A 17,258-nucleotide genomic window follows, 5' to 3' on the forward strand; every position below is an offset into this window, starting at 1 on the left:
TCGGCGCCCCCGATCCGGGCAGGTCAGCCCGGGCAGGGGCGGCCGCCATACGATGGATCGAGTGCTTTCTGCACTACGTAGCCGACGGTGGGGGATTCCGGCAGCGTGCCATGGTCGAACTCATCGTCCGGGCACAGATCCTGCACCCAGATATTGTCGACCGCGGCCCCGATTCCGGCGGTGAGAAAGGTGGTCTCGGGCGGAGTGACGACTCGATCGAGATGGCTGGCGATAACCGTGTACTTGACTCCCGGCTCGGTATCGCCTCCGGCATTGAGGCTGCGCAGGAATTCACTATCGATCAGCTGTTGCGCCGCGGCCGTGCCCAGATATCTCGCGATCAGGCCGAGGATCGGCGCCTGCGCACTTCCGGTCGGCAGCAGGAAGCCGAGCCCTTCCGCGGTGGTGCCGTGATTGGTCGCCGCGATGGTGACCAGATGGTCCACCTTGTTCTCCGCCGGATTCCGCTGATTCGCACCGCCGTCGAACCGCATGAATTGCCGCACCAGCGGACCGCCCTGGGAATGCGCGACGATATCCACCTTCGGCGCACCGGTGGCCGCGCGCACCTCGTCGACGAATCGCGCGATTTCCCTGGCCGAGTTGCGCATATCCGCGGTGCCGTAGACCCCGGGTTGTGCACCTCGCATACTGGAGATCGCGCGCCCGTAGCTCAGCGAGAATACGCAGTAGCCCTGCGCTTTCAGCTGCGGTGCGAGTACATCCCACGAATTCTGATTTCCCCAGGTGCCGTGAACCAGGACAACGGGTTGTGGATGCGCCGCCGCCGGGCGGCAGGTCCAATCATTGGCACCGGCCGGTGGCACGCTCCCGTCCGGACGTGCATCGTCGGCGTGCGCCGGGGTGCACACGCCGAACAGGGTGCCGATGAGTACCGCGGGCACGATAATCGGTAGGAGAAGACGCGAACTTTTCGCAAACACCGCAAACGCTCCTTCGCTCACAAATCGGGACCTGCAAACGAAACACGCCATCGGCTCGGTGATCTGGGCCGAAACGGCTGACCATCGCCTGCTTAATAACATGGCAGCGAATGTTTAGCAAATACGCTCGGTCGGCTGGCGAGTCGTGGAAATACGAGTCGGCGGTGTCACGATGGTCCATGTGGCCTTTCGAGAGGAACCCGAATTCATGCGCAGCACACCGCGTTCGGTAATCGCACTGCTCGCCGCGGTACTGCTCGTGGCCCCTGCCTGCGGGTCCGATCACGCACCGGCGGTCGCGCGCGGCGAGGTTGTCAGCACCACGCCGGTCGCGCAGCTGTCGGCGGAACAGACAACGACCTATCTGGCCAGCGCGAATATCGGCACTTCCGCGGGCAATGGCGTCGATGCCTATCGTGTCGTCTACCGAACCGTCACTCCGGACGGCGACCCGACCACGGCGAGCGGCCTTGTCGTCCTGCCGCGCACCGAGTCTCGGCGGCTGCGCGTCGTCACCTATGAGCACGGCACGCTGGTGCTGAAAAGCGATGCGCCCTCGGTGAACGACACGCGTGCCGATCGGGCCCGCACCATCATGTTCGCCGCGGCGGGCTACGCGGCTGTCGCGCCGGACTACCTCGGCCTCGGCGAAGGCCCTGGCGCGCATCCCTACACCCATGCGCCCTCGGAGGTCAGCGCCTCGGTCGATCTGCTGCGCGCCGCCCGCACCATGGCCGCCGGACAACAGCACGACCTCGACCCCGATGTTCTCGTCACCGGTTTCTCCCAGGGCGGCCAGGCCGCGACGGCACTGGGCAAAGCGCTACAGGGCGGTGCCGCCCCCGGCCTCGGACTTGCCGCCCTGGCACCGATCAGCGGCCCCTACGACGTTCAGTACGTCGAGACGCCCGGCGCCATCGAGGGCCGGGTCCTCCCGGCGGTCGCGGTCTTCTATCTCGCCTACTGGATCACCGCGATGAACCGGATCTACCACCTCTACGACCGGCCCGTCGACGCCTTCCAGGAACCGATTGCCGATCGCATCGAACAACTCTTCGACGGACGGCAGAACGAGATCACCATCGGCACCGCCCTACCCGTGCGCCCCGAACTCTTGCTGACGCCGAAGTTCCTTGCCCTGGCACAAGATCCGACCGGAACCGCGCGCGATGCGGTGGCCGCCAGCGACGGCACCTGCGATTGGACCCCGCGCGTTCCGGTCCACCTATACGCCGCTACCGGCGATCGAAATGTGCTCTACGCCAATGCCGAACACTGTCTGCAAGCCATGCGCACCGACCGGGCCACCCTCACCGATCTCGGCGATATCGACCACTCCGCCACCGCCCGCGTCGCCCTCCCGCAAATCCTCGACTGGTTCCAACGCGAAATTCCGGCGACCTGAACAGATCAGTTACCGCACCTGGCGGCCCGAATCCCATGGTCACAGGGTTAGGGGCAGGCTCACAGCGGACTGACAGGAAACACAAAGGGGGGCCACCGGGACGGCTGTGATACTCCCCAGGTGACAGCGACCAGTGCCCCGGCGTCCCTGCCCGATACGACCCCACCCGATACGACCCCACCCGATACGACCCCACCCGATACGACGCCGCCTCATACGACCCCGCCCGCACCCGCGACAGCGTTGCCGCCGATCAGACGGTGGGAGCGCATCGGGCTGGCGGTGCTGCTGATCGCGACGGCGGTGGCCTATCTGTGGAATATCACCGTCAATGCCATGGGCAATGGCTTCTACGCCGCGGCGGCCTGGTCGGGCTCGCGGGACTGGAAGGCGCTGCTGTTCGGCTCGCTGGATCCCGGGAATTTCATCACGGTCGATAAGCCGCCGGTATCGCAGTGGGTGATGGGACTTTCCGGTCAGCTGTTCGGGTTCAGCAGTGCGAGCATGCTGATTCCGCAGGCGCTCATGGCCGTCGCGACGGTCGCGCTGATGTATGGCGCGGTGACCAGGGCGGCGCAGAGCCGCGGCGCGGGACTGCTCGCCGGTGCCGTCTTCGCGGTGACACCGGTGGTGGCGTTGATGTTCCGGTTCAACAATCCCGATGCGGTGATGGTCCTGCTGATGACGGCGGGCGCGTACTGCACGATCCGAGCACTGCGGCAGGCGAGTGTGCGGTGGCTGATGCTGGCCGGTGTCGCGCTCGGCTTCGCATTCCTGGCGAAGATGCTCGAGGGATTGATGGTGTTGCCCGCATTGGGCATCGCCTATCTGATCGTCGCGCCGACCGAACTGCGCACGCGACTGTGGCATCTGCTGGCCGCGGCGGCCGCGCTGGTTGTCTCATCCGGCTGGTTCGTGGTGCTGACCATCCTGTGGCCGGAATCCTCGCGGCCGTATCTGGCCGGATCGACGAATAACACCTTCATGGATCTGGTGCTCGGCTACAACGGGTTCGCCCGCTTCCTCGGTCGCAACCACAAGGGCGGCAACCACTTCGAGCTGCCACCCGGCTACGAAATGCCGCACAATGCCGGAGGCGGACAGGGCTTCGGCGGATTCGGTTCGGGTCCGGACCGGCTGTTCACCGGCGAAATCGGCTATGAGATCTCCTGGTTGCTGCCCGCGGCGATCCTCGCCTTCGTGTTGGTACTGGCATCCCGGTGGCGCGCACCACGCACCGATCTGGTCCGGGGCGCGGCATTGACCTTCGGCTTGTGGCTGATCATCGACGGCATCGCCTTCTCGACCATGAAGGGCGGCATGCACGCCTACTACACGTTGGCGATCGGGCCCGCCGTGGCCGGAATGTTCGCACTGGGTGTGCACGAGATGTGGCGCCGCCGCGCCGACGCATTCGGTCGAATCGGTTCCGCCGCACTCATTCTCACCGCTGGAGTGTGGGCATTCGTTGTCCTGCAGCGGAATTCGGACTGGCAGCCGTGGCTGCGCTGGACGATCATCGTGATCTCGGTGCTCGCGGCGGTCGGTCTGGTCGTCGCATCGCTTCCGGCGGCCGGGCGACGGCGCCTGCGGGACCGGGTGACCTCCGTGCTGGTGATCGCGGGCGTCATCGCCGGTCTGGGTGGTTCGACGGCATACGCGGTGGCGACGCTGCCGCAGTCGCATACCGGCGGCGGCCCGACGGTCGGTCCGGCCAAGGCACGCAAGCCCGATTCCCAACAGCAATCCCAGGTGGGCCGGATCATGGGCGGCAACATCGCGGAGCCGCAAGTGGTGCGCATGCTCAGCGACACCACGACCCGCTGGTCGGCGGCCGTGGACCGCTCCTCGACCGCGGCCTCCCTCGAATTGGCCAGCCGCACAGCGGTTATCGCGATCGGCGGCTTCACCTCCGAGGATCCGGTGCCCACCCTCGATCAGTTCCAGGAACTGGTCCGCACCGGACAGGTCCGCTACTACCTGGCACAGGAAGTGCAGCTGCCCGATTCCTGGCGCGTGCGCAACCAGGGTGATGCCGCGACACCGGCCCCGGAAGACGAGCCGTGGCGACCCATCGGCCACAAGGACATCGGCGACTGGGTGGCCGCGCACTACCAGGCCGTCCACATCGGCAATGTCGCGGTCTACGACCTGGCCGCGCCACCGAACTGAGGGGTGCCCGCCGGAAACCGCCGCGCCCACGGGCCGGCGGGGTTTCGGTCAGCGTACTGAACGATCGGCTGCGCGAATTGCGCGAGGTGAACATTGTCGAGACCGATTCGAAGCGGTATCGCCGCACTGCCGACGGAGTTGATCTGGTTGAAGCCCTTGTGCCACTTCAGATTTGGCTTCGGCGCTGGTCTGGCGACACGTGCGGGTTGACAGCAACAGGAAAAGTGAGTGTATAGTCACTCACATGAGTAGGCGCGGAGTTGTTCTTTCTACGTCGGAGATCCGGCGCGAGGCGGTGGTCGATGCCGCGATCGCCGAATTCGCGCAGACCGGATACCACGGGACGCCCATCAATACCGTTGCGGCGCGGGCGAATATCTCGCCCGCCTACGTATTCAAGTTGTTTCCCGGCAAGATCGCGCTGTTCATCGCGGCGCTGGACCGGTGCTACGAGCTGGTGGAGCGGGCGCTGTCCGCGGGTGCCGCGCGGGTCGATGGTGCCGAACCCGATGCCGTCCTGCACGAAATGGGCGCGGCGTATGCGGAGTTGATCGCCGATCGAAATCTGTTGCTGCTGCAGGTGCATGCGCAATCGGCGGTCGATATTCCGGAGGTCGCCGAGGCGGTGCGCCGTGGGCTCGAGCGCGTGACGACCTTCGCGAAGACGCGCTCCGGTGCTGATGACGCGGCGGTGCAGCGCTTCATCGCCTACGGCCAGCTCTGTCATCTCATCACCACGCTCGGGCTCGATGGTCTCGATGCCGACTGGGCGCGGATGCTGAGTGTCGGTATTCGGCACGTCGATCCGACGACGTGATGGTGTAGTTGTTCGAACGGCCGTTGCCCCTGCGGGGGCACTCTTTTTGACCACGAGGTGACTGTTCAGTCACTCACTCTGAACCGAAAGGCAAACCCATGAACATCCAGGCAACCCAGATTCTGCTGCCCGGCCCAGTCGACCCGACGGGCTTGCAGGTCACCCACCGCGAGCTGCCCGCACCGGCCGACGGTGCGGCCATGATCGCCGTCGAGGCCAGTGGCGTCTCCTTCGCCGAACAGCAGATGCGCCGCGCGAAGTACTACGACCAGCCGCCCTTCCCGTTCGTGCCCGGCTATGACCTGGTCGGCACGGTGACCGCGATCGGGCCCGGGGTCGATCCGGCGCTGCTCGGACGACGCGTCGCCGCACTGACCAAGATCGGCGGTTGGTCGAGTCATATCGTGCTGGCCGCTGCGGATCTGGTTCCGGTGCCCGATGGCCTGGATCCCGCTGCGGCCGAGACCTTTGTCGTGAACGGCATCACCGCGTGGCAGATGCTGCACCGTATCGCCAAGGCTCGCACAGGTCAGACCATTCTGGTGCACGGCGCCAACGGCGGCGTCGGCTCGACACTGGTGCAGCTGGCCCGCCACGCCGGTATCCGGGTAATCGGCACGGCGTCCGCACGGCATGCCGAGGCCGTCGCGGCGCTGGGCGCGGAGGCGATCGACTACCGCGGCGATGTGGTGGCGCAGGTTCGAGCGCTTGCGCCGGGCGGGGTCGACGCCGTCTTCGATCATGTCGGAGGCCCCGGGATCGTCGACTCGTTCAGCCTGCTCGCACCGCACGGCACGCTGGTCTCCTACGGCACCGCGTCCACCAAAGACGATCCGGGCAACTCGCGCCTCCCGGTGCTCGCGCTGATGGGCCGATTGATTTGGTGGAACCTATTGCCCAACAAGCGGAATGCGCACTTCTTCAATATCTGGGCGGGCCGGCGCAACCGCACCCGGTTCCGCGCCGCGATGGCCGCGGATCTCGGCGCGGTATTCGAGCTGGCCGCAGCGGGCAGCCTGCGTGCGCAGGTGGCCGCTCGTATTCCGTTGACCGAGGCCGCCCGCGCGATGGAGCTCGCCGAATCCGGCACCGTCACCGGCAAAGTCGTCCTCGTACCCGAAAACCCACTGCCGCACTGAATCTTTGGTCACGCCCCGGTCGTCGAGCCGGGGCGGACGATCATCAGGACGGTGACCACGGCCCACAGGAGGTTGAAGATGCCGGTGAGCATGGCCAATTGGGCGGTGGCGGGGATGGTCTGCGGCAAGGCGGCGAGGATGCGGGATTGGTCGGGCAGGATCGCCAGCGCGAGGATTCCGGCGGCCACGCCGGTCAGGGCAATGGATACGGTGAGCCAGATATCGCTGAGGACTCCGAGGCCGGCGGCGGTGGCCAGCCCGAAGACCGGAACGGCGAGGCCGATGGTGGCGTAGACGCGGCAGATGCGGTGCAGGTTGCGTGCGATGGCCAAGCGATGTGGGTCGGTCTGTACCTGGCGGACGGTGGCGGGGAACATGCTTGCCGCCACCGTTACCGGGCCGATGGCGATAATGGCCGCCAGAACATGCAGGGAGAGTAGAAGTTTCGTCACGCGCGGCGCTCAGATGGCGATGGCGGGGGTGTGGCCCGTATTACGCCAGACCGTGCCGCGGCGCTCGTGGGCGATGAGCTTCTCCACCGCATTCGCGATGCGCGGCCCCAGTTCGCGTTCCACCAAATACAGGCCGAGGTCGAGGCCGGAGGTGACGCCGGCGCCGGAGATCAGGTCGCCGTCGTCGACCACGCGGGCGTCGATGGCATTGACGCCGGTGGCGGTGAGGGTGTCCATTGCGAGGCGATGTGTGGTCGCGGAACGCCCCTTGATCAGGCCCGCCATTGCGAGGAGCAGTGAGCCGCCGCATACCGTGGCCACGGTCGTATCCGTGCGCTCGACTGCTTCTCGCAGCAGGGCGGGCAAATCGGTCCCGAGGCTGCGGGCGAGGATCATCGGAATGGTTTCCGGCCGTTGATCATTCGGACCATCAGGCAGCTTGCCGACCGCGCCGGGGACCACGACGAGGTCCGCGCGATCCGGATCCAATCGGGCGGTGGCTTCGAGCGAGATCGCGGGGATGCCACTCGGCACCTGGCGCGCGCCCTCGGCGGAGACCAATTCGATCGTCGATTCGCCGTCGGTGAGCAGCCGTCCGGAATCGAGCACCTCGAACGGCGCGATGACATCCAGCGGATCGAATCCGTCGAATAAAACGAACTGGGCGAGCACCGTAGCAGCTCCTTCATCTTGTCGGTGCTGCCGACGGTAATGATCGCCGAGCGGTGCGGGAACTGGCGGAATTGCCATATGTCAACGGATTCTCGCCAATCATGCTGATCTGCATAAATCGGCAATGTCGCAGGTCACACCCATTGGCGGGAACCACGCGCTCGCCTACGGTATCGGCATGCATACCGTGGCCGTCCTCGCGCTGGACCAGGTCCTGCCCTTCGACCTCTCCACGCCGATCGAATCCTTCACCCGCAGTCGCCTGCCCGACGGCCGCCCCGCCTACCGGGTTCGCGTCTGCGCGGCCGCGCCGACCGTCGAGACCGAACTGTTCACCATCAAGGCACGCTGGGGGCTGGAGGCATTGGCTGAGGCCGACACGATCGTGCTTCCCGGCTGCGCGGACCCCACCGTTGCGGTCCCGGACGATGTCATCGAGGCACTGCGCGCTGCGGCGGCCAACGGCACCCGCATCGCTTCGATCTGCGTCGGCGCATTCATCCTCGCCGCCACCGGTCTGCTCGACGGGCTCCGCGCCACCACGCACTGGCTCGCTGCCCCGACCCTCGCCGCCCGCTATCCCGCCATCGATGTCGACCCCGACGTGCTCTACGTCGACAACGGACAATTCCTTACCTCCGCCGGTGCCGCCGCCGGAATCGACCTGTGCCTGCACATGATTCGCCGCGATCACGGTTCCGCGGTGGCCGCCGACGCCGCCCGCCTCGCGGTCATGCCATTGGAACGCGAAGGGGGACAGGCGCAATTCATCGTGCACGACCAGCCGCCGACGCCGCAGGGTGCGTCGATGGAACCGCTGCTGCGCTGGCTGGAAGAGCATGCCGCGATCGCGCTCACCCTGGAAGATGTTGCGGCCCAGGCCGGTATGAGTCCGCGCACCCTCAACCGCCGCTTCCGCGAACAGACCGGAACCACCCCGCTGCAGTGGCTGCACCGCGCCCGCATCCGCCAGGCCCAGTACCTGCTCGAAGCCACCGACCATCCGGTCGACCGCATCGCCACCCAGGTCGGCTTCGGTTCGCCCACCGCCTTCCGTGACCGCTTCAAACGGGTGGTCGGCACCAGCCCGCACACCTACCGCACCGCCTTCCAGAGTCGCGTCCGCTGACTTCAACTGGCGAACAGTCGATTCCAGCCGGGCCAGAGCACGACCTCGGCGGGGCGCCACCACCCGCGGCGTCGCGCACCCGCGCGGCGATCCCATCGAGCACACATCCGAGCCCGAATTCGACACAGGAGGTTGCCGACCGTCTGCTCGTGCCCCTTCCCGCGGTGGTGATCGACGCGCAGGACTGGCCGGAGCAAGTCCGAATCACCGACCGCGGTGCACTTCTCGTGCGACCCGATCAGATCATCGCCCGGCGTGCGCCGATTACTCCGCCGGATCCGGCCGACGAGCTCACTCGCGCGCTCGCGCGACTGCTCGGCCGTGCCGTCGGCTAGCCCACCTGCCTGTTTCGGATCGTCACATCGGGGGCACCTTATAGGCATCAGGCATAAGCACCCAGCCTGACAGCGAAATGTGAGGTAACACCATGACAGCGGAAGGGCCGTGGGAGATTCCCCCGCTCGACGACGCTCCGGATATCGCCCGCGCGACCGAGCCGCAGCCGGGAATTACCTTGGCGGACGCCAGAAATTGGCCCGGGTTCGTCCTGCTGATCATCGGTGGACTCGTCGCCATCGTCGCCGCGGTGATCGGGGCGGTCGGCTTTCCGGGCACCGCGTTCATCTTCGCGCTCGTCGCCATCGTCGCTTCGCTGACCGGTATCGCCCTCGTGCTCTTCGAGCGGCGCGGCCGCCGTCCGCAGCCGCGCACCCCGGAGCAGGCCGCTCCCTGGCAGCCCACCGCCCCGCCCGGCGCTTGATTCAGCTCAGCGATCCCGTCCCGCAGGTGACGGGATCGCGAAATAGACTGCATCAGTAGGCTTTACAGGCGTCCTCGGCGACATTCTTAGTGGCGTTGAACTTATCGATCGCGGCATTGAGGGTATCGGTCGGTGCGCGCCGGTCGAGGGTGTCGGCCAGGGCATTGGTGTCGTCGCGGTAGCTGCGCAGCGGGCCGGCGACGGCCAACGGCACGTCGGAGGTCAGCTTCGAGTCGATGGTCCGGGCGTTATTGCGTAGCGCGGTGACGGCGTCATTGGCCTTGGCGTTGGTCTCCGGATCGTTGACGCCCTTGTTGTTGCTCGCATCGATGTAGTCGTTGAAGGTGTGGATCGAACTGCTGTTCGCGCTGGTGAAGGTGTCGCAGGCGGTGCCGGCCGCACGTTCGGCCGCCGCCGCGCGGGAGGAGGATGCGGCCACCGACGACGCCGTGACCTCGGAGGCGTATGCGGCCAGTTCGGTCTGGTTGACCTGCGCGCTGCCGTTGATCTGCTTCGAGCACGCGCCGATGGTCAGGACACCCACCGCGGTCGCTGCCGCCGCGGCGACGAGGCCCGTCCGCTCTAGTCGTCGCATGTCGGTTTCCCCTCTCTCCCCTCCGAACATCCGGCCGCTGGAGGCGCGTAGGAAGCCGGACGTAAAGACCGTACTTGTTCGCGACCGTCGACGTCAGCCGACCGAACCGATATCGATGACCAACCGATATCGAACGGCCGAAAAAGCACTGGTCAGGAACCGCGTGGTCGGTGCGGAGCGCACCGGAACGCGATGGGCCCCGGTGTGCTCCGCGACGCTGTGTCAGCGCTGGCCGAGCAGCCCGCGCATGGTGCCGATTTCGGCCTGCTGGGCGGCGACGATGGCGGTGGCGAGAGCCTTCGCGTCCGGATTGACGCCGCCGCCGAGTTCGGTGTTCGACATGGCGATCGCGCCGGTGTGGTGATCGATCATCAGCTCCAGCCACTGCCGGTCGAAGTCGGCGCCGGAAGCCGCTGCCAGCGCGTTCATCTGCTCGTTCGACATCATCCCCGGCATTGTCGTGCCGGGCATATTCATGGTGGTCGTCATCTCCATGTTGTGCCCGCCATGGGCGGAGCTGGTGGGGGCGGGCTTACCGAAGCTCTCCAGCAACTCGGTGATCTGCTCCATCTCCGGTGACTGCGCCTTCTCGATATCCGCGGCGAGCGCGCGCACCTGCTCGTTCCCGGTGCGGCTCGGCACCAGCCGCGCCATCTCGACCGCCTGCGCGTGGTGCGGGTACATCATCTGCAGGAAGGTCACGTCGGCGTCGTTGAAATCGCTTCGGGCAGCGGGCTTTCCGGAGCTCACCGACGCGGAGCCGTGATCCGTACCGGGCATGGAGTTGTCATTGCTACAACCCCCGGCGAAAAGCGCTGCGGCGGTTGTCGTTGCGGCGATGGCGACGGTGATTCGGCTACGGGTGATGAACATGTCTGTGCTCCTGAGGAATTGCGAATGAACGGTTTTCGGGCAGGCGGCAGCCGCGCCCGTGGTTAGGGCGCGGTGGGTCTGTCAGATCCGCAGAATCGACAATTCGGCCAGGGACAGCACGGTCCACGGTGGTGCGCGTTCGCGTATCGGCCGCCACTGGCGCGGTTTCGACATACCGCCACCCGGTCGATCGAGGGTGATCCAGTAGAGCAGGACAAGCATCAGGGCGACCGCGACGGCGGTCAGGATGAAGACGCAGGCGTGCATGCCGCCGTGTGCGTGGCCGCAACCGTCATCGGTGCAGTCCGGCCCGGCGGCCGCGTTGTGGTCGACGGGCAGTGCCATGGTCGCCATCGTGTGGTGGTCATCGGCGGGCGCGACCGCGAAAACTCCGGCGTGCATGGCGACAATGCCTGCGAGCAGCACCAGTACACCGAGCACCCGGACGAGCCCGGTGGTGCGCGAAGGCGGCTGCGATTCGACCACAGCGTCATTCTAGAGAGCGCCCGGGCGTCGCCCGCTGATACCCCCTGGCCGTATCGGGCACGGGCTAGGTATTCGCGATATCGATGACCAGCCGAGTGGGATTGGTCAGGGTGCTGACCTCGAAGGCCGGGCGATCGGTATTCACCCCGATGAACGATTGGGTCGTGCCCTCGAAGACCCCGCTCCGGTACACCCCCGCGACTACCGGCGCACTGGGATCGGTGGCCGGATCGGGACCCGAATACGGCGTCACGCCATTGTCGAACGGATACGCCGACCCGGTGATCTGGACCTCCAGAATCGAACGGCCCGCGACATCGACGACCTTGCCGCTGGCGTCCTGGATGGCCTGCGCGGTGTACTGCACGATCCAGCCGGGCGTGCCCGCACCGCCGAGTTCGTAGACCACGCGATCGAAGCCCGCATGGTGCCCGATCCGGATGCCGGATACGGTCACGCCCGCGTCGGTGGACGGAGTCCCGCGCTTGGGCCCCGCATCGCGCGGTGCGGTGTCGGGCGCATCGGTGAATGTGCCGGTCGTGGTCGGCGCGGTGGTCGTGGTGTTCGAGCTGGACCCGCCGTCGCCGCAGCCGACGAGCACCGTCGCCGCGGCGGCGACCAACAGCGCCATCCTGTTACGCATGTTGCTGATGGTATTGGCCGCGGTTCGCGCCGTCGGGGATTTGCGATGACCCGGTGTTTGAGACCGGAGTGTCGCCGACATGCCGGGGCGGACGCGATCCATCGGCAACGATCTAGCACACTTGAGGTGTGGGAGATGTCGAGGATGTGCTTGGCCGGCTGCGGCGGTACCCGGATGTGGAGGCGCTGAACCTCTACGCCGTCGATGCCGCCGACCGGCTGATTCTCGACGCCGCCGCCGCTGCCATCGATGTCGCTGGCAGCGGCCGGATCGCTGTGATCGGCGACGCCTACGGCGCGCTCACCCTCGGCGCGATCGCCGGACACGATCTGCGCGATATCCGTGTCCATCAGGACCTGCTCACCGGCGAACTCGCGTTGGCCAACAATGCCCGCGCGCTCGGTCTCGCGGATCGCTATACCGCACACCCGCTTTCCAAAGAGTTGCTCGCCGACGCCAAGGTCGTGCTGCTGCGACTACCCCGCATGCTCGCCGGACTGACCGAGGTCGCCGACGCCATCGCCCGCTACGCGGATCCCGAGGTGACTGTATTCGCGGGCGGGCGCGACAAATATCTGACCAAATCCATGAACGATGTACTGGCCGAATCGTTCACGCAGGTGCGCGCGAGCCGGGGGCGCCAGAAGTCCCGCACGCTATTGGTGAGCGGGCCGAAACCTGTTGCCGCGCCGCCATTTCCGGTGTGCGAGCGAATCGACGATATTGATATCGACGTGGTCGCGCACGGCGCGGCGTTCTCCGGCGCCAAATTGGATATCGGAACCCGATTCCTGTTGCAGCACTTCAAGTGGATGAAGCCCGATGCCCGCGATGCCATCGATCTCGGTTGCGGCACCGGCATTCTGGCGGTTGCGCTGGCCAAGTCCCGGCCCGGCATCCGGGTGGTCGGCACCGATCAGTCGGCCGCCGCGGTGGCGTCGGCGCGGGCGACGGCGGAGGTCAACGGTGTCGCCGATCAGGTGACCGTGGTGCGCGACGACGCCATGTCCTCGGCCGCCGACAACAGCGCCGATCTGGTGCTGTGCAATCCGCCGTTCCATGTCGGCGCCGCCGTGCATACCGGATCGGCGATCAAGATGTTCGCCGAAACCGGTCGGGTGCTGCGCCCCGGCGGTGAACTGTGGACGGTTTACAACTCACATCTGAACTATCGCGGCGTCGTCCAGCGGATGGTCGGGCAGACCGAAGTGATCGGCCGCAATCGGAAATTCACGGTGACGCGATCCGTGCGTGGGCTGCGCGACGTCCAGCGGTAGTAGAGTCCGAATTGTCCGTACCGAAGGGTCGCTCGGGAACTCGGCCGGGTCGATAGACGTTGGACAACCTAGTTGGATATCGAGCGACCGGCTCGCATGAGACGGCTCGGGACTGATCTTTTCGAGCGACCTGCAAGCAGTCGCTAGCGGCCGGCCACGGCGACGTGAGCCACGACTCCAGAAAGGCATTCACGGTGCGCACCACTAGCAATCCGGTTTTTCGTCAACTTCCTCGGCAAGAGGGCAGTGGCTATGCCAACTTCGGGTCAGGGGTGACGGGCGCGGGCCAGACGACCCAGCAGTACGGCCAGTACCCGCAGTACCCCCAGTATCAGCAGGCCCCGGCGACCCGGGCCATGACCATCGACGATGTGGTCACCAAGACCGCCATCACACTCGGTGTGCTCGCGCTCTCGGCGATCATCTCCTACGGCCTGACGAACGCGAACACCTCGCTGGCGCCGCTGTTCGTCATCGGCGGTGGTCTGATCGGATTCGTGCTGGTGCTGGTCGCGACCTTCGCCAGAAAGATGGACAACCCGGTCGTCGTGCTCTTGTACGCGGTCTTCGAGGGTCTGTTCGTCGGCGCGCTGTCGTTCATGTTCACCAATATCGAATTCGGTGGCGTCGGCGGCAGTGCCATGATCGCGCAGGCGGTGCTCGGCACCTTCGGCGTGTTCGCGGGCATGCTCGTGGTCTACAAGACCGGTGCGATCCGCGTGACCCCGCGCTTCACCCGAATGATCTTCGGCGCGATGATCGGCATCTTGGTCCTGATCGTCGGCAACCTGATTGCCAGCTTCTTCATCGACGGCGGCCTCGGCCTGCGTGACGGCGGCCCCCTCGCCATCGTCTTCAGCCTGGTCGTGATCGCGGTCGCCGCATTCAGCTTCCTGCTCGACTTCGACGCCGCCGACCAGCTCATCCGCGCCCAAGCCCCGGAAAAGGCCGCCTGGGGCGTCGCCCTCGGCTTGACCGTCACCTTGGTCTGGCTCTACATCGAAATCCTGCGCCTGCTGAGCTACTTCAACAACGACTAGCCCTGTCAACACGAAGGCGGCCACCGGAATCCCGGTGGCCGCCTTTGCGTTCCGCGGAAACTAGCTCAGGCGCTCGATGACCATGGCCATGCCCTGGCCGCCGCCGACGCACATGGTCTCCAGGCCGAACTGCTTGTCGTGGGTCTGGAGGTTGTTGATGAGGGTGGCGGTGATGCGGGCACCGGTCATGCCGAACGGGTGGCCGAGGGCGATGGCGCCACCGGACACATTCAGCTTGTCGAGGTCCATGTTCAGCTCGCGGGCGGAACCGAGGACCTGGACGGCGAATGCCTCGTTGATCTCGTACAGGTCGAGGTCGTCGATGGTCATCTTGGCGGTCTTCAGGGTCTTGCGGACCGCCTCGATCGGGCCGAGGCCCATGATCTCGGGGGACAGGCCCGAGACACCCGTGGCGACAATGCGTGCCAGTGGGGTCAGGCCCAGCTCCTTGGCCTTGGTGTCGCTCATGACGACCAGCGCGGCAGCACCGTCGTTGAGCGGACAGGCGTTACCGGCGGTAATGGTGCCGTCCGGGCGGAACACCGGCTTGAGCTGCGAGATCTTCTCGTAGGTGGTGCCTGCGCGCGGGCCGTCGTCGGTGGTGACGACGGTGCCGTCGGGCAGGGTCACCGGGGTGATCTCCCGTTCGAAGAAGCCGGCCTTGATGGCCTCCTCGGCGCGGTTCTGCGAGCGCACGCCCCAATGGTCCTGATCTTCACGGGTGATGCCGGTGTACTGGGCGACGTTCTCGGCGGTCTGACCCATGGCGATGTAGACGTCGGGCAGGATGCCGGCCGCACGCGGATCGGTCCACAGGTCGGCGCCACCTTCGGCGCGCTTGGCAGTGCGGGCCTCGGCCTCGGCGAACTCCGGGTTGTGGGTGTCCGGCCAGCCGTCGGCGGTGCCCTTCGGGAACCGCGACACGGTCTCGACACCGGCGGAGATGAACACGTCGCCCTCACCGGCCTTGATGGCGTGGAAGGCCATCCGGGTGGTCTGCAGCGAGGAGGAGCAGTAGCGGTTCAGGGTGACGCCGGGCAGGGTGTCGTAGCCGAGTTGCACGGCCACGTTGCGGGCCATGTTGAAACCGCCCTCACCGGCGGGCTGGCCGCAGCCCAGGATCAGATCGTCGATCTGGGTGGGGTCGAGGCCGGGAACCTTGTCCAGGGCCGCGCGGACCATCTGGGCTGCGAGGTCGTCCGGCCGCATGCTCACCAGCGAGCCTTTTCCGGCGCGGCCGATCGGCGAGCGAGCGTAGGAGACGATGACGGCCTCGGGCATGAGGACTCCTTTGTTGGACGGTCAGGGTGCGCCAGGACGGTGTCCGAAACGCGGTCTTCGAACCGTTTGTTACTTGTGCGTTCGAATCGAATCTACGTCGCGTCCTATTGGGCGGGAACCCGGGGTCGCGTCCTCGAGTGCCTCGATCAGGACGGGGAGCAGCAGCGCGGCCGCCAGTGCGTAACCCGCCGCCGAAGGGTGGAATCCGTCCTCGGAGAACAGCTGCTCGGGTGCGGCACGGAACTCCGAGGCGAGCCGGTCACCCATTGCCACCGGGATACCACCGGCCATCGTGGTCGCGACCGATTGGGCTCGGGCCAAGCGGATGCTCCAGTTACGCACCACGGTCCGCAGCGGCTGCGGAATTGCCACGACGGTGCCGAGATTCGGACAGGTGCCGACCACCACGATGCTGTCGGCACGGCGCAGGCGGGCCACCGCGGCGGCGAGCCGGTGCGCGGAGGCGCGGATGGAGTGCTTCTTGGTGACATCGTTGGCGCCGATGAGGATGACCGCCGCATCCGGTGGCGGTCCGGCGATGAACATCGCGTCGACCTGTCCGGCCAGCCCTTTCGAGGTCGCACCGGATATGGCCTTGGTACTCAACCGGATTCGCTGTCCGGTGGTCTCGGCGAGGCCGCGGGCGATGCGCACGCCGGGGACTTCCTCGGGTGATATGCAGCCGACCCCGGCCGCGGTGGAATCGCCGAAGACCATCAGATGCACATCGGCATGCAGACCGGTGCGCCACGGTTGCGGCGCGAGGCAGCCCGCGGTGTAGATGCCGTCGGCCTGGGGCGGTTTCGAGGTATCGCGCCCGATGACCCCGCGCGCGACCCCGGCCTGTGCCATGAGCAGCCGATACGTTGCCCACCATGCGGTCCCGGCGCCGGAACCGGCCAATACGGTTGCGGCACTCGTCACTGCCGCGGTCTTCCATCCGATGCGAGGAGCACTCACCCGAACGAATTTACCGATTTCACGCCGCTACGGCAGCCGGGCGGGCGCGTCGAATTCGTCGCAGGAATGTGTTCGGGCTCAGGCCGGCGGGGCGTCGGGAACGTCGAACCACCCGTGCGCGGGGACGCTCGCGGTGTCGGTGGTGACGGTGACCTCGACGCGTCCCGGACCGGTGTCCTGGAACAGGGCGTACTGAATGCTGCCGTAGAGGCCGGTTACCACGTTGTTGTCGTAGCTGCCCGTCGCGCCGGTGTTCAGATTGCGCCACGCGACGGTGGTGCGGACCTCACACAGCGGGGCCAGCGGATAGTCACCGGGGCCGAGCCCCACCGCCGGATCCGCGCGCACATTGAGGACGGCCCGGCCCGGCCACTGCGCGCTGGTGTCGGCCCAGGTGCGGATGGTCGTCCAGCAGAGGCCGCCGCGCGCCAGCGTCGGCACCTGCGGGAACTGCACGGTCGCGGCCTGGGCGGGGGCAGCCCCGACGACTCCGGCGGCCACTGCCGCTCCGGCCAGAACTGTCGCGGCGCGAGCGATGTTCGGCTGCTTCATATTTGCGATCCTAGGGAAGTGATCACCGTCATGTGCGATTTGTCGGGCTAGACGCGCGCGC

General features: G+C 66.7%; 19 protein-coding genes. 9 read left to right on the forward strand and 10 right to left on the reverse strand.

Going from position 1 to position 17,258, the window contains the following annotated elements; all coding sequences use genetic code 11:
* Window positions 1–23: 23 nt before the first annotated feature.
* Entirely contained in the window at window positions 24–944 is a 921-nt protein-coding gene (locus ACIBW7_RS22800; protein ID WP_397049340.1) for an esterase/lipase family protein, read from the reverse strand.
* A gap of 181 nt (window positions 945–1,125) precedes the next feature.
* Between ACIBW7_RS22800 and ACIBW7_RS22805 the strand changes: the two genes are divergently transcribed.
* The 4 genes from ACIBW7_RS22805 to ACIBW7_RS22820 all read left to right on the forward strand — a co-directional run bounded on the left by ACIBW7_RS22805 (window position 1,126) and on the right by ACIBW7_RS22820 (window position 6,477).
* Window positions 1,126–2,349 carry a lipase family protein gene (locus ACIBW7_RS22805; RefSeq protein WP_397049342.1) on the forward strand — a complete coding sequence of 408 codons (1,224 nt, stop codon included), beginning with the start codon at window positions 1,126–1,128 and terminating at the stop codon, window positions 2,347–2,349.
* Window positions 2,350–2,469: 120 nt separating this feature from the next.
* Complete coding sequence (locus ACIBW7_RS22810) at window positions 2,470–4,521, forward strand: ArnT family glycosyltransferase (protein ID WP_397049344.1); 2,052 nt, start codon at window positions 2,470–2,472, stop codon at window positions 4,519–4,521.
* A 244-nt stretch (window positions 4,522–4,765) separates the two neighbouring features.
* Window positions 4,766–5,338 (forward strand): TetR/AcrR family transcriptional regulator, encoded by a 573-nt coding sequence (locus tag ACIBW7_RS22815; protein WP_397049346.1) that lies wholly within the window; start codon window positions 4,766–4,768, stop codon window positions 5,336–5,338.
* Between the two features lie 98 nt (window positions 5,339–5,436).
* Window positions 5,437–6,477 carry a medium chain dehydrogenase/reductase family protein gene (locus tag ACIBW7_RS22820; RefSeq protein ID WP_397049348.1) on the forward strand — a complete coding sequence of 347 codons (1,041 nt, stop codon included), beginning with the start codon at window positions 5,437–5,439 and terminating at the stop codon, window positions 6,475–6,477.
* An 8-nt stretch (window positions 6,478–6,485) separates the two neighbouring features.
* Here the strand turns inward: ACIBW7_RS22820 and ACIBW7_RS22825 are convergent, their stop codons facing one another.
* Both ACIBW7_RS22825 and ACIBW7_RS22830 read right to left on the reverse strand, forming a co-directional pair.
* A complete protein-coding gene (locus ACIBW7_RS22825) occupies window positions 6,486–6,929 on the reverse strand; it encodes a hypothetical protein (protein ID WP_357467947.1) in 444 nt (147 codons plus the stop codon).
* Between the two features lie 9 nt (window positions 6,930–6,938).
* Entirely contained in the window at window positions 6,939–7,601 is a 663-nt protein-coding gene (locus ACIBW7_RS22830) for a DJ-1/PfpI family protein (RefSeq protein WP_397049351.1), read from the reverse strand.
* Between the two features lie 178 nt (window positions 7,602–7,779).
* Here ACIBW7_RS22830 and ACIBW7_RS22835 point away from each other — a divergent pair, with 178 nt between their 5' ends.
* From ACIBW7_RS22835 to ACIBW7_RS22845, 3 genes are all read left to right on the forward strand, one after another.
* Window positions 7,780–8,730 (forward strand): GlxA family transcriptional regulator, encoded by a 951-nt coding sequence (locus tag ACIBW7_RS22835; RefSeq protein WP_397049353.1) that lies wholly within the window; start codon window positions 7,780–7,782, stop codon window positions 8,728–8,730.
* A gap of 89 nt (window positions 8,731–8,819) precedes the next feature.
* Window positions 8,820–9,065 (forward strand): hypothetical protein, encoded by a 246-nt coding sequence (locus tag ACIBW7_RS22840; protein WP_397049949.1) that lies wholly within the window; start codon window positions 8,820–8,822, stop codon window positions 9,063–9,065.
* A 92-nt stretch (window positions 9,066–9,157) separates the two neighbouring features.
* Window positions 9,158–9,490 (forward strand): hypothetical protein, encoded by a 333-nt coding sequence (locus ACIBW7_RS22845; protein WP_397049355.1) that lies wholly within the window; start codon window positions 9,158–9,160, stop codon window positions 9,488–9,490.
* Window positions 9,491–9,542: 52 nt separating this feature from the next.
* On the opposite strand, the gene ACIBW7_RS22850 is transcribed toward ACIBW7_RS22845, so the two are convergent.
* The 4 genes from ACIBW7_RS22850 to ACIBW7_RS22865 all read right to left on the reverse strand — a co-directional run bounded on the left by ACIBW7_RS22850 (window position 9,543) and on the right by ACIBW7_RS22865 (window position 12,087).
* Window positions 9,543–10,085 carry a hypothetical protein gene (locus ACIBW7_RS22850; RefSeq protein ID WP_397049357.1) on the reverse strand — a complete coding sequence of 181 codons (543 nt, stop codon included), beginning with the start codon at window positions 10,083–10,085 and terminating at the stop codon, window positions 9,543–9,545.
* 222 nt (window positions 10,086–10,307) lie between these two features.
* The gene (locus ACIBW7_RS22855; protein ID WP_397049359.1) at window positions 10,308–10,958 is read right to left on the reverse strand and encodes a DUF305 domain-containing protein; all 651 of its coding nucleotides are present in this window, start codon (window positions 10,956–10,958) and stop codon (window positions 10,308–10,310) included.
* Window positions 10,959–11,039: 81 nt separating this feature from the next.
* Complete coding sequence (locus ACIBW7_RS22860) at window positions 11,040–11,444, reverse strand: DUF6153 family protein (RefSeq protein ID WP_397049361.1); 405 nt, start codon at window positions 11,442–11,444, stop codon at window positions 11,040–11,042.
* A 64-nt stretch (window positions 11,445–11,508) separates the two neighbouring features.
* The gene (locus ACIBW7_RS22865) at window positions 11,509–12,087 is read right to left on the reverse strand and encodes a hypothetical protein (RefSeq protein WP_397049363.1); all 579 of its coding nucleotides are present in this window, start codon (window positions 12,085–12,087) and stop codon (window positions 11,509–11,511) included.
* 128 nt (window positions 12,088–12,215) lie between these two features.
* On the opposite strand from ACIBW7_RS22865, the gene ACIBW7_RS22870 reads away from it, so the two are divergent.
* Both ACIBW7_RS22870 and ACIBW7_RS22875 read left to right on the forward strand, forming a co-directional pair.
* Window positions 12,216–13,364, forward strand: coding sequence for a methyltransferase (locus ACIBW7_RS22870; RefSeq protein WP_397049365.1), 1,149 nt, complete (start codon window positions 12,216–12,218; stop codon window positions 13,362–13,364).
* Between the two features lie 194 nt (window positions 13,365–13,558).
* On the forward strand, window positions 13,559–14,404 hold the full coding sequence (locus ACIBW7_RS22875) for a Bax inhibitor-1/YccA family protein (protein WP_397049367.1): 846 nt from the start codon (window positions 13,559–13,561) through the stop codon (window positions 14,402–14,404).
* Window positions 14,405–14,464: 60 nt separating this feature from the next.
* Here ACIBW7_RS22875 and ACIBW7_RS22880 read toward each other — a convergent pair whose 3' ends face one another.
* The 3 genes from ACIBW7_RS22880 to ACIBW7_RS22890 form a co-directional block, all read right to left on the reverse strand.
* Window positions 14,465–15,685, reverse strand: a complete 1,221-nt coding sequence (locus ACIBW7_RS22880; protein WP_397049369.1) for an acetyl-CoA C-acetyltransferase — start codon at window positions 15,683–15,685, stop codon at window positions 14,465–14,467.
* Window positions 15,686–15,754: 69 nt separating this feature from the next.
* Window positions 15,755–16,645, reverse strand: coding sequence for an SGNH/GDSL hydrolase family protein (locus tag ACIBW7_RS22885; protein WP_397049371.1), 891 nt, complete (start codon window positions 16,643–16,645; stop codon window positions 15,755–15,757).
* A gap of 78 nt (window positions 16,646–16,723) precedes the next feature.
* The gene (locus tag ACIBW7_RS22890; RefSeq protein ID WP_397049373.1) at window positions 16,724–17,197 is read right to left on the reverse strand and encodes a hypothetical protein; all 474 of its coding nucleotides are present in this window, start codon (window positions 17,195–17,197) and stop codon (window positions 16,724–16,726) included.
* Between the last annotated feature and the right edge of the window lie 61 nt (window positions 17,198–17,258).

This window comes from Nocardia sp. NPDC049526, from assembly GCF_044465765.1.
Classification (GTDB): Bacteria; Actinomycetota; Actinomycetes; order Mycobacteriales; family Mycobacteriaceae; genus Nocardia.

Coding starts and splice junctions, on each gene's coding strand:
- ACIBW7_RS22845 (WP_397049355.1), top strand. CDS start 9,158: ATGACAGCGGAAGGGCCGTGGGAGATTCCCCCGCTCGACGACGCTCCG.
- ACIBW7_RS22865 (WP_397049363.1), bottom strand. CDS start 12,087: ATGCGTAACAGGATGGCGCTGTTGGTCGCCGCCGCGGCGACGGTGCTC.
- ACIBW7_RS22815 (WP_397049346.1), top strand. CDS start 4,766: ATGAGTAGGCGCGGAGTTGTTCTTTCTACGTCGGAGATCCGGCGCGAG.
- ACIBW7_RS22855 (WP_397049359.1), bottom strand. CDS start 10,958: ATGTTCATCACCCGTAGCCGAATCACCGTCGCCATCGCCGCAACGACA.
- ACIBW7_RS22850 (WP_397049357.1), bottom strand. CDS start 10,085: ATGCGACGACTAGAGCGGACGGGCCTCGTCGCCGCGGCGGCAGCGACC.
- ACIBW7_RS22835 (WP_397049353.1), top strand. CDS start 7,780: ATGCATACCGTGGCCGTCCTCGCGCTGGACCAGGTCCTGCCCTTCGAC.
- ACIBW7_RS22890 (WP_397049373.1), bottom strand. CDS start 17,197: ATGAAGCAGCCGAACATCGCTCGCGCCGCGACAGTTCTGGCCGGAGCG.
- ACIBW7_RS22820 (WP_397049348.1), top strand. CDS start 5,437: ATGAACATCCAGGCAACCCAGATTCTGCTGCCCGGCCCAGTCGACCCG.
- ACIBW7_RS22880 (WP_397049369.1), bottom strand. CDS start 15,685: ATGCCCGAGGCCGTCATCGTCTCCTACGCTCGCTCGCCGATCGGCCGC.